Origin of the sequence: Thermobacillus sp. (assembly GCF_003390775.1) — a bacterium.
GTDB lineage: Bacteria > Bacillota > Bacilli > Paenibacillales > Paenibacillaceae > Thermobacillus > Thermobacillus xylanilyticus.
Genome location: NZ_QEWA01000037.1, coordinates 118439 through 127333, shown reverse-complemented (window position 1 = coordinate 127333; position 8895 = coordinate 118439). Strand labels below are relative to the sequence as shown.

Below are 8895 nucleotides of genomic sequence, written 5' to 3'. Positions count from 1 at the left end.
CACTTCCCGATCCAATAGTGCAGCGCTCCCTTACTCAGGCCGAGCTCTTCCTCGATTCGGCTGACCTTCCACCCGGCCGCCAGCCGGCGCAGCACTTCCATCTTATCCGGCGCTTTCGGCGCCGTTGCGGTCGACATGGTCGCTTCCTCCTTCCTCGTCTCGAGCCGTTCCCCGCGGCGCACGCGCTCCAGTTCCTCCGGACTCAGCCGGTACGTGATGACAGGCCCGCTGCCGCTGGATTTGGCTTCGATTTCACGATTGGGAACTGGCGTTCCACCTGAACTTCCGATTCTCACGACCTCCGCACCTCCTCCACGAAAGCGCGCAGTTCCGTCTCATTAAAATCGCGATGCTTCATGAGCGCGTCCCAGATTTTCTTTTCAACCGTCCCTGCCGTCTCGAATAGGATGTAGCTGCATTTCTCGCGCTGACCGGGACGGTGAATTCGGTCACAGGCCTGCTCGAACGTCTGACTGCTGAGTGTCGGCTCATAAAACAGCATGGTGTCCGCGGCGAAAAGGTCGATCCCGGCGGCCGCCGAGCGGTACTGGCAGACGATCACCTGAAGGTCCGGCTCCGCCTGGAACCTCTTCCAGACCTGTTTGTCCCGCTGCCGGCCGTCGAGCGTCACGTAGCGTATCTTGCGCCGCTCCAGTACGCGGCAGATGTCGTTGATTGACTCTTCGAATTCCGCAAAGATGACAAGCTTCTTGTCCCAGTTCTCGAGAAACTCATCTAGCGCCGCGTGCTTCGTGCATTTCAGCCGGTGGACCGTGCCGGCGTCGTCCCGGATGTGCCCGCTGCACATCTGCCGCAGTTTGACCATGCGCGCCAGCGGATTCTTCGCCTCGATGTCGAGCTCTGCGATGTAGTTCTGGAGCATCTCTTTGTACAACTTCCGCTCCTCGAGCTCCAGCGTCAGACGCTCCGGCGGCAGTTTTTCCGGCAGGTCCAGACAGTCCGCTTTCCGGATCCAGATGCTGTGCTGGGCGATGATCGCCTTGAGCTCGTCGACGTTGCGGTATGCCACCGGCTTGTAATATTTACCCAAGATGCAATACCGCTTTTCAAAGTGCGAATACGGGCCGAAAATGTCCGGATTGAGAAAGTCAAATTGCGCCCAGATTTCTTCCCACCGGCTATTCCCGATCGGCGTGCCGGTCAGGATGTACCGATATTTCGACCGCCGACTGATCTGTTCGATCCCGTGTGTTGCCCGCCGACGCTTGCCGTCGATGATCCGAATTTGACCGCGGTACCGGTTACTGGTGCGGTTCTTGATGAAATGACTTTCATCGAGCACCATCATGTCCCATTCCCGGTCCAGCTCCGGCCGGCGCCAGATGAGGTCGTAGGTGGTCACGGTCAGGAACCGTTCGAACAGGCGCTGCTCGAGCGGGGAGAAGAACCGGTCGATATCCCGGCTCCAGCTCCCCCTGACACTTGTTGGACACACTACCAGCGCGTGCCGGATCGCGCCGACCTTGTACAGGCGCAGCGCAAGGACGAGCATCGTCAGCGTCTTCGACGTCCCCTGCTCCGCAAAGATCGCGTAAAACGGCAGCCCGCGCCGGATCCGCTCTTCGGCGTTCGCGATGATCGTTTGCTGGTGCTGGAACAGGATTACGCCCGGGCGCATCGCTGCTCCAGCTGCTCCTGCAGCATCCGGATCTCATCGCGCAGCCGGTCGACCTCGGCCTCCGCCGCCAGCGCCCGCCGGATCGCATACGGCCAGCCTTCGCGGGCTTCGGCAACAAATCGAGCATCTTCCGGTAACAAGCGGCCATCAGAGTGTGTGATTTTACGGATGAACACGTACTTGCAGGCTGAATGGCCGCATCCGCAGGGTTCGATTGTATAGGGGCTTGGCGTGGCCGCCTCGCAGATTGCGAGGTCGACCTCAAGGTCCCGGGCCGGTGTGGTGATGTTCGGCATGTCTCAATCCCTCCCCGAAATAGCGCTGAGTCAATATCGCGGCAGCCGCCTCATGATGGCGCCGCCGCGCTTCGAAAATCTTCGTGGCCAATATGCGGTTCATGCGCGCCCGCGTCTCGTCCCGGCACCGGTGCGCTTGCTCAAGCAGCGCGCTGCCGATGATGGCGGCCTCCTGACCGTCGAGCTCGAGGGTGATGGTGGGTTTGAGCTGCATCATGGCGGTCATCCATTCGGCGGGATACCCGGGATCGAGATGCCGGCCAGCGTCAGCGCGTCTCGAATGCCGCGGAGGTATTCGCCGGAAAATTCATCGAGCGCACTCCTGTACCTGTCATACGCTTGCCTGAGTTGCTCCTGCTGCTCGGGCGTGATGGTGACCGTGATCGGTTCGGCCTCGATCTCATAGCCGTAGCGCAGGGCGTCGATGAGTTTGATGAAAGAGTTATCCCTTGGGCTAGCTGAAAAATCGTAAATGACTTTTTTATAGCCGCCTTCTTCTTCCCATTGCGGAATAAGCCATGCGAGAAAATCAATATCAGGATGATCTTGTTTTGCCTTGTCCAGCGCCTCGCAGATATGGCGCGGCAGTTTGACTTTGTCCGCCATCAGTCGCTCGCCTCCCATCCGACGATCTGGACGCCGATGATGCAATCCGCGATGTCGTCGTAATCGATTTGCAACTCGTCGCCGGACGCATTGAAAAGTCTGTAATACTTCACATATCCGGCTTCCGTGCCGCTGCTGATTGGTACGGTGTGTCTATGATTCTGCCCAAGGCTCATATCCGGCTGAAAATCGCCGTCAACAAGGGAATCCAATGCGGAATCGATAACCGAGGCGCCTATCACGTTGCCTTTAACCTGGACGATAACCATCCCTTTGTAATCGCCGGACTGAAACTGAACTTCGACCGTGTGCGTACCATGGCGCGGGTATGCGCCGTCTCCCATGTAGTTGTTCATGTCTTCCCCTCCCCGCCCCACCTGTGGTATGATGGGGCTGATAAGCTGATTCATTTGTCCACCGTTGCCGCGGTGGATTTTTTCTTTTTCCTGCGCTGCCTGCTCCTCCAGCTTCATGTCGCGCCGGATCTTCCAGGCGTCGATCACGTCGACGTCGTCGTCAATGCGGTCGGGCATCAGTTTGCTGGTCATTGGCCTGCGTCACCTCCTTTCAAGCGTGCTGCTGTCCGCTCAAGCTGCTTCCGGTACACCCGCCGGGCTGCCGGCGACTGCGCGCAGCACATCAGTTGCATCAGATTGCCGCAGACGCGGAGCCTTTGCTTTCGTGACATGATCAGTTCACCTCCCGCCTGTTCATTTTCTGAATCTGCCGATATCCGTCTTCGCCGAACTGTTCTTTCTGCGCCGCATGGGTTGCCAGCACCGCGACGCCGCCGAACGCCTGAACGATAAAGCCGTGCTTTTCGGCCAGTTTCAGAACTTCTTGCCAATGCGCGTCAGCTTGCGACATGGTGTTGGGCCTCCTTCAGAGCCCGCGGCGCCGCCCCCAGCCTGAGCTCCGCCGCCCGCAGCCGGTACACCGCCTCGTCCACTCGGTCGGGCTCGGCCTGATCGAACATCGCCTGTGCGGCCTGATGCTCGGCGAGCGCGGCGCGGTATTCGTCGTGAGTGGTCATGTCGTCGCCTCCTTCTGTACCGGCCGCTTCCACCACAGGTTGGACTGCGCCGGCTTCTGCCGGCCTTTCTTCCGCTGCTGGTAGCGTCCGGCGGCTACCGGATACACGCCCTCGAAGAGGTAGCCACGGGATCGGCATACCCGGCGCGCTTCGCGCTCGGCTTCGTGCCGGTGCTCGGCTGCGATGTCGCGGATGATGATGGTCTTGCGTTCGCCCGCCGTGTTTCGGTACCAGGCCAGTCCGTAATACTGGGTCATTGCCCCGTCACCTCCCCGCAAAAGTTGCCCCTGATCTCGTCGAGATCAGCCTCTGTGATCTCCGGCGTGCAGGCCGGGTCGGTGAGGATATCGTAAATTTCCTCTATCTCAGCCAGTGCCAGCGCCAACCGGACGTGCTGGTCGGAGCGGGCGTGGAGCAGCTCGCGCTTTGCGATAATGAGCTTTGCGATCGCCTCCTCGGTCTTGAGGATGGCGCGCTTGAGGTGGTCGCGTTTGGTCATTGGATTGGTGCCTCCTTTCATTGCGCGTATTTTTGGTTCAGCAGTCGCAGTATTGCGTCTTTGTAGTCTCGCTCCATCTCTTCAATCTCTTCTTTGCTGTAGCGAATGGTCTCGCCGTCCATCTCCACGATGCAGCCACCGTCCGGCGTGTCCGTGATTTTGATGTTGTCGCTCACCCTGCGTTCACCGCCGTTTCAGCCTTGAACTTGTTGACAAAGTAAATCTGCCCCTTCGGCGTAACCTTCGTGGTCTTGACTGTCCTCACGGAGCCGTCCGGCGAATTGATCGTGCGCTTCTTGATCTCGAACAATCCGAGCTCCATTGCTTTCTGCGTCGGATCGTTCCAGCGTTCGTCCTTGGTCTTCATCAGGTAGCCTTCCTGCCGGAGCCATTCAAACAGCCGGTTTTGGCCGATTTCGACGCCATTTTGTTTCAGCAGCTTCGCCAGCTCGCCGATCAGGATGCTGTTACCGGATGTCTCCAGAGCTTCGGCAAACAGGACTTTCGGCTTGTCGGCTTCGATCTTCGCGGCGAGCTTCGCCTTTTCTTCGTTGGCCTGCTTGAGTCGTTGAGCCAGATCGATGATCGTGTCGGGATTGAGCAGCACCTCTTCGATCTTCTGCGGTGTCAGATAGCCGCCATGCTGCCGGATAGCCGGAAGGACTTCGCTTGTGACCCAGCGCTTGAATTGTTTGGCCTTCTCTTGAATCTCCGGGTTGTTGCCTTGGCGGGCGGCACCGAAGATCAGACTATAAAGGCCGGATTCGTTGATGAACTTCTTTTGCTGGGGCCTGCCGAGTGAGTCGGTGACTCCGTAGACCGCGGAGTCATCTTCATCCACGTGATTGGTAATGGCATCATGAGGTCTGGCAAACGACAATGCCTTCGCCGCTTCCGTTGCTCCGAACCATTCCGTTCCATCCGAAATGATTACTGGCAGATCACCGAACATTGAGTGATTGAAAATTTGCGGTTGGTTCATTGGGTAGTCGCCTCCTTTCGTCAACCGGCAGCGCGAGCCGGCAACTCGCTTTCAGCCACGTATTGGTATTCCGTGATCAACCGACCATTCACCAGCTTTACTTCCCGCCGATAGCCTTTCGGAGGCGGAATTTCCGCGGTCGTCCATGCTCCTGCCCGGTTGATCAATTCCGACAGACCGGCCGGAACGGGGATGTTGTAGCCGTCGATGTTCATACTCTTGATCACGATGTTCATAGTGGACGATCCCTTCATTGCGGCTGCCCCGATAAATTAGAATTAGTCCCTTGCTTTTCGAGCGATCTGAGCTCTTCGTAGATTTCGCGGAGCAGCTTGATCTTTTTAGCTTGCTTTTCGTCGTCTCTGCTCATGTCTTCACCCCGTTGTTAGTCGCCTTATTGTTGACTTCACTGTCAAAAAAAATTGTCCATTCTGCCCCCAGCAAAACGGCTATTTTCTTTGCCAACTCCACCGATGGTGTGCGTCGGCCGTTTTCGATGGAGTTGTAGTATTGGCGACTAATCCCCAACTGCGACGCTACCTCATTTTGAGATAACTCTCTGATCTTACGTTGGGTTCTTATTTGATCCACGGACTCACCCCCTCAAATAGTTTGTCGCCTAGCCGTTGACTTAATACTACATCAACGAAATGTTGACTGTCAACCCTTAATATTCCTTGTGTCAACTTATTGTTTACATTTTCGCTCGGTTGTGTATAATAGTTACGGAAAGGTAAGTTCAAATGGAGGGAAAGTGTGAAATGTACGGTAAAAAGTTAAGAGAACTTAGAAAGCTTGAGGGGTGGACGCAAGAGCAGGTTGCTAAAAAGCTCGGGATAACAAAACAAACATACTCTCATTATGAAAATGAAAACAGAAAGCCCAGCTTGAATATGATCAGAGAGCTGGCTGCTATATATCAAGTCAATATTGATGACATTTTTGCTGAGGATGACAAGAAAGGAATGGATTCAGGTTTAACCAACATCCCTCTCGTCGGCACGATCTGCGCTGGCGACGGACTGCTGGCAGAGCAAAATATCGAAGAGTACATCTATTACCCATTCCCGCGTAAACGGCAACCGGACTTCGCGCTCCGCGTCAAAGGTGACTCCATGATCGGCGCCGGGATCGAGGACGGCGACATCGTATATTTCAAAAAAGCAACATGGGCCGACTACAACGGACAAATTGTGGCGGCCCTCATTAATGATAACGAAGAAGGCACATTAAAACGAATTCGTTGGTCTGCGGATTCGCCGCTCATCCGACTTGAGCCGGAGAATGATGAGTACGAAGTGATTGAGGTTAGGCCGAATGAAGTTCACATTTGCGGTGTGTATATGGGGCATTTTAGGGAAGAACAGGAGGTGTGAGTCTATGAGGGCCGCTCTCTATATGCGCGTATCGACGCAGGAACAGATAGAGAATTACAGCATAGAGGCGCAACGCGAACGTCTAGAAGCGTACTGTATGTCGAAAGGATGGGTAGTTTATAACGCCTACGTCGACGGCGGTTACTCCGGGGCGAATATGGACCGTCCAGCGCTTCAGCAAATGCTTGCCGATCTAGACAACATTGATGTTGTGCTCGTTTACCGCCTCGATCGGCTATCCCGCTCCCAACGGGATACATTGACATTGATCGAGGATTATTTCTTAAAGAATGGTGTCGCCTTTGTCTCCATAACAGAAACACTGGATACGTCTACACCCTTCGGAAAGGCCATGATCGGGATACTGTCCGTTTTTGCCCAACTTGAACGGGAAACAATCACCGAACGGATGCGACTCGGCCAGATAAAGCGGGCTGAGGAAGGTTTTGCAGCGATGGGCGGTGATTACGATCCCGCTGGTTATGCGCGGCGGAACGGTGAGTTGATTGTTAAGCCGGATGAGGCTGAACACATACGAAAAGCCTTTGATTTATACGAGCAGCTTTTGTCGATCACCAAAGTGCAGCACGAACTAAAAAAACTCGGCTATCCGGTTTGGCGATTTAGACGTTACCGAGATATATTGTCTAACCGGTTGTATTGCGGATATGTGAGGTATGCAGGAGAGTATTACAAAGGTCGGCATGAGCCGATTATCAGTGAAAAACAGTTTGAGCGTGTACAAGTACTACTCAGCCGACACAGAGGACATAATGCTTACAAAGCCAAAGAAAGTCTATTCTCCGGGTTGGTGCGCTGCGGAAAATGTGGCGAGTCGTATGTTTCATACCAGACAAGTAAAGGCAATTATGGCGTCTACAAATATTACATTTGCCGAGCCAGACGCTTCCCGGCGGAATACCCTCATAAATGCACCAACCATACTTGGCGGATGGAAAATTTAGAAGAGGTCGTGCGCTACGAGCTTGCAAAAATTACTATGGAAAAAAACGCTGCAGCGACTGAGGTTAAGGAAATCAACTATGCACGGTTGATTAAAAACGTCGATGCCAAAATCGAACGTATATTGTCTCTATATGCGGATGGGGAAATTGACCGAGATATTCTTGACCGCCAGATTGATAAACTGAATGAAGAAAAGAACCGATTGGTACGGGAAAGACGAAGCCATGAAGAATCAAAAGCGAATCAAATTTCGAACGAAGAGTTGGAACGATACCGGATTGATCTGGCGCAAGCCTGTTTCGAAACTAAGCAAGCGATCGTTCAGAAGCTTATAAAATCAATAACCATCAACGAAAAGTCCGTCTCGATTGAGTGGCTTTTTTAAATTCGAAGTTTTACGTATTCATTTTTGGCTGCTGTTACCGCCCAGAGAAGAAACGGCGGACGTTCTGCGCCGTAGGTGTGAACAGAACGGGCGGTCTGCTTCCGGGCAGCCGCTCCAGCGATGCCGAATCGGGAGGCCATGCGCGCAACCGTCTGTTGAAGCTGTCCGGAGATGCCGCGGTCTGTGTCGCCGTCCGCGGATTCCAGCCAGCGAAGCGCTGCCGCCGCCGCGTCGGATTGGGCCGGGCTGAGCCCCCAGCGTTCAAGCCGCGCCGGAATGGGCGGGAGCTCGTCCGCCGTGCGCATGCGGACGGATGCGCCGCCTTCGGGAATGCCGCTGATGAGCAGCGTGCATTCCCTGCATCGGCCCAGCAGCAGGCACGCTTCGCAGTAGGCGCAGACGCTGCCGCACGCCGCACAGGGCGTGCGGCGCATGTGCGCCTCGCCGCTGCCGCAGCGGAGGCAGCGGCGCTTGCGCCGTCGCCCGCGGACACCGTCGCTGCGGGCGATGGCGCTGCCGAGGCGCAGCCGGCCCAGCAGGGCCGCGAGCTGGAGCGCCGCGTCGGCGAACGCGGCGCTCCAGCGGGCGGGCGCGGGCCCGGCCGCGCCGAGGAGGGCGAGCGCTTCGCTGCGCAGAAGCGCTCGCCCCTCAAGCGCGGCGGCGGCTTCCCGTGCAGCCGCCGCCAATGCCCGGGCCTCCCGTTCCCCTGAGGCCCGTCCAAACCGCACAGCGGCAATGCGGCGCACATCCCCCGCCGGTTGCTCCCGGCCGAAGCTCCGGTTCAAGCCCGCAAGCCCGGGCCAGCCGCTGCGCGGCTCCGCCTCGCGCACACAGGCGCGCAGCAGCCGGGCGGCTCCCGCTTCGCCCTGCACGCGCCCCGCCCGCCGGGCGAACAGCTCCGCCGCGGCGAAGGCGCTGCCGAGCGGCAGCGGCTCGTCCAGCAGCAGGACGACATCCGCCCGTCCGCTGCTGCGTCTGCCCGACGCAGCTTCCGCCGCCCTGCGAAAATCATCATCCAGCCGATAAGCCAGATCGACTTCCCGGGATATCGTCACGCAGGCCGCCCAGCGGCCTCCTTCAGCAAAAGCATAGAGATATCCTTTCATCCCCGCT

The 8895-nt window shown here is 56.7% G+C and carries 17 protein-coding genes; 2 read left to right on the top strand and 15 right to left on the bottom strand.

Translation table 11 applies throughout. From position 1 onward, the window contains the following. From C6W55_RS09795 to C6W55_RS09730, 14 genes are all read right to left on the bottom strand, one after another. The coding region (locus tag C6W55_RS09795) for a hypothetical protein (protein ID WP_286892511.1) at positions 1-296 on the bottom strand (296 nt) is incomplete at its 3' end. Then, positions 293-1639 carry a DEAD/DEAH box helicase gene (locus C6W55_RS09790; RefSeq protein WP_286892510.1) on the bottom strand — a complete coding sequence of 449 codons (1347 nt, stop codon included), beginning with the start codon at positions 1637-1639 and terminating at the stop codon, positions 293-295. The genes C6W55_RS09795 and C6W55_RS09790, both read right to left, overlap by 4 nt. Beyond that, on the bottom strand, positions 1624-1935 hold the full coding sequence (locus tag C6W55_RS09785) for a hypothetical protein (RefSeq protein ID WP_286892509.1): 312 nt from the start codon (positions 1933-1935) through the stop codon (positions 1624-1626). The genes C6W55_RS09790 and C6W55_RS09785 overlap by 16 nt, the downstream gene beginning before the upstream one ends. After that, positions 1901-2152, bottom strand: coding sequence for a hypothetical protein (locus tag C6W55_RS09780; RefSeq protein WP_286892508.1), 252 nt, complete (start codon positions 2150-2152; stop codon positions 1901-1903). The genes C6W55_RS09785 and C6W55_RS09780 overlap by 35 nt, the downstream gene beginning before the upstream one ends. Before the next feature lie 5 nt (positions 2153-2157). Beyond that, a complete protein-coding gene (locus C6W55_RS09775; RefSeq protein WP_286892507.1) occupies positions 2158-2541 on the bottom strand; it encodes a hypothetical protein in 384 nt (127 codons plus the stop codon). After that, entirely contained in the window at positions 2541-3089 is a 549-nt protein-coding gene (locus tag C6W55_RS09770; protein ID WP_286892506.1) for a DUF5406 family protein, read from the bottom strand. The genes C6W55_RS09775 and C6W55_RS09770 overlap by 1 nt, the downstream gene beginning before the upstream one ends. Positions 3090-3231: 142 nt before the next feature. Then, positions 3232-3408, bottom strand: coding sequence for a hypothetical protein (locus C6W55_RS09765; protein WP_286892505.1), 177 nt, complete (start codon positions 3406-3408; stop codon positions 3232-3234). After that, positions 3395-3574 carry a hypothetical protein gene (locus C6W55_RS09760; RefSeq protein ID WP_286892504.1) on the bottom strand — a complete coding sequence of 60 codons (180 nt, stop codon included), beginning with the start codon at positions 3572-3574 and terminating at the stop codon, positions 3395-3397. Before C6W55_RS09760 ends, C6W55_RS09765 begins: the two co-directional genes overlap by 14 nt. After that, positions 3571-3831, bottom strand: coding sequence for a hypothetical protein (locus C6W55_RS09755; RefSeq protein ID WP_286892503.1), 261 nt, complete (start codon positions 3829-3831; stop codon positions 3571-3573). The genes C6W55_RS09760 and C6W55_RS09755 overlap by 4 nt, the downstream gene beginning before the upstream one ends. Beyond that, the gene (locus C6W55_RS09750) at positions 3828-4073 is read right to left on the bottom strand and encodes a hypothetical protein (RefSeq protein WP_286892502.1); all 246 of its coding nucleotides are present in this window, start codon (positions 4071-4073) and stop codon (positions 3828-3830) included. Before C6W55_RS09750 ends, C6W55_RS09755 begins: the two co-directional genes overlap by 4 nt. Positions 4074-4090: 17 nt before the next feature. Beyond that, the gene (locus tag C6W55_RS09745; protein ID WP_286892501.1) at positions 4091-4249 is read right to left on the bottom strand and encodes a hypothetical protein; all 159 of its coding nucleotides are present in this window, start codon (positions 4247-4249) and stop codon (positions 4091-4093) included. After that, positions 4246-5055 carry a phage antirepressor gene (locus C6W55_RS09740; protein ID WP_286892500.1) on the bottom strand — a complete coding sequence of 270 codons (810 nt, stop codon included), beginning with the start codon at positions 5053-5055 and terminating at the stop codon, positions 4246-4248. Before C6W55_RS09740 ends, C6W55_RS09745 begins: the two co-directional genes overlap by 4 nt. A gap of 20 nt (positions 5056-5075) precedes the next feature. After that, entirely contained in the window at positions 5076-5291 is a 216-nt protein-coding gene (locus C6W55_RS09735) for a hypothetical protein (protein ID WP_286892499.1), read from the bottom strand. A gap of 130 nt (positions 5292-5421) precedes the next feature. After that, complete coding sequence (locus C6W55_RS09730; RefSeq protein WP_286892498.1) at positions 5422-5646, bottom strand: helix-turn-helix transcriptional regulator; 225 nt, start codon at positions 5644-5646, stop codon at positions 5422-5424. 170 nt (positions 5647-5816) lie between these two features. Between C6W55_RS09730 and C6W55_RS09725 the strand changes: the two genes are divergently transcribed. Further along, the gene (locus C6W55_RS09725) at positions 5817-6431 is read left to right on the top strand and encodes a LexA family protein (protein ID WP_286892497.1); all 615 of its coding nucleotides are present in this window, start codon (positions 5817-5819) and stop codon (positions 6429-6431) included. Positions 6432-6435: 4 nt separating this feature from the next. Then, the gene (locus C6W55_RS09720) at positions 6436-7782 is read left to right on the top strand and encodes a recombinase family protein (protein ID WP_286892496.1); all 1347 of its coding nucleotides are present in this window, start codon (positions 6436-6438) and stop codon (positions 7780-7782) included. Here the strand turns inward: C6W55_RS09720 and C6W55_RS09715 are convergent. After that, entirely contained in the window at positions 7779-8888 is a 1110-nt protein-coding gene (locus C6W55_RS09715; protein WP_286892495.1) for a hypothetical protein, read from the bottom strand. The genes C6W55_RS09720 and C6W55_RS09715 overlap by 4 nt on opposite strands. Between the last annotated feature and the right edge of the window lie 7 nt (positions 8889-8895).

What these genes read in the sequence shown, in the direction of transcription:
- C6W55_RS09790 (WP_286892510.1), bottom strand. Translation starts at nt 1,639, where the DNA reads ATGCGCCCGGGCGTAATCCTGTTCCAGCACCAGCAAACGATCATCGCG.
- C6W55_RS09785 (WP_286892509.1), bottom strand. Translation starts at nt 1,935, where the DNA reads ATGCCGAACATCACCACACCGGCCCGGGACCTTGAGGTCGACCTCGCA.
- C6W55_RS09780 (WP_286892508.1), bottom strand. Translation starts at nt 2,152, where the DNA reads ATGATGCAGCTCAAACCCACCATCACCCTCGAGCTCGACGGTCAGGAG.
- C6W55_RS09775 (WP_286892507.1), bottom strand. Translation starts at nt 2,541, where the DNA reads ATGGCGGACAAAGTCAAACTGCCGCGCCATATCTGCGAGGCGCTGGAC.
- C6W55_RS09770 (WP_286892506.1), bottom strand. Translation starts at nt 3,089, where the DNA reads ATGACCAGCAAACTGATGCCCGACCGCATTGACGACGACGTCGACGTG.
- C6W55_RS09765 (WP_286892505.1), bottom strand. Translation starts at nt 3,408, where the DNA reads ATGTCGCAAGCTGACGCGCATTGGCAAGAAGTTCTGAAACTGGCCGAA.
- C6W55_RS09760 (WP_286892504.1), bottom strand. Translation starts at nt 3,574, where the DNA reads ATGACCACTCACGACGAATACCGCGCCGCGCTCGCCGAGCATCAGGCC.
- C6W55_RS09755 (WP_286892503.1), bottom strand. Translation starts at nt 3,831, where the DNA reads ATGACCCAGTATTACGGACTGGCCTGGTACCGAAACACGGCGGGCGAA.
- C6W55_RS09750 (WP_286892502.1), bottom strand. Translation starts at nt 4,073, where the DNA reads ATGACCAAACGCGACCACCTCAAGCGCGCCATCCTCAAGACCGAGGAG.
- C6W55_RS09740 (WP_286892500.1), bottom strand. Translation starts at nt 5,055, where the DNA reads ATGAACCAACCGCAAATTTTCAATCACTCAATGTTCGGTGATCTGCCA.
- C6W55_RS09735 (WP_286892499.1), bottom strand. Translation starts at nt 5,291, where the DNA reads ATGAACATCGTGATCAAGAGTATGAACATCGACGGCTACAACATCCCC.
- C6W55_RS09725 (WP_286892497.1), top strand. Translation starts at nt 5,817, where the DNA reads ATGTACGGTAAAAAGTTAAGAGAACTTAGAAAGCTTGAGGGGTGGACG.
- C6W55_RS09720 (WP_286892496.1), top strand. Translation starts at nt 6,436, where the DNA reads ATGAGGGCCGCTCTCTATATGCGCGTATCGACGCAGGAACAGATAGAG.
- C6W55_RS09715 (WP_286892495.1), bottom strand. Translation starts at nt 8,888, where the DNA reads ATGAAAGGATATCTCTATGCTTTTGCTGAAGGAGGCCGCTGGGCGGCC.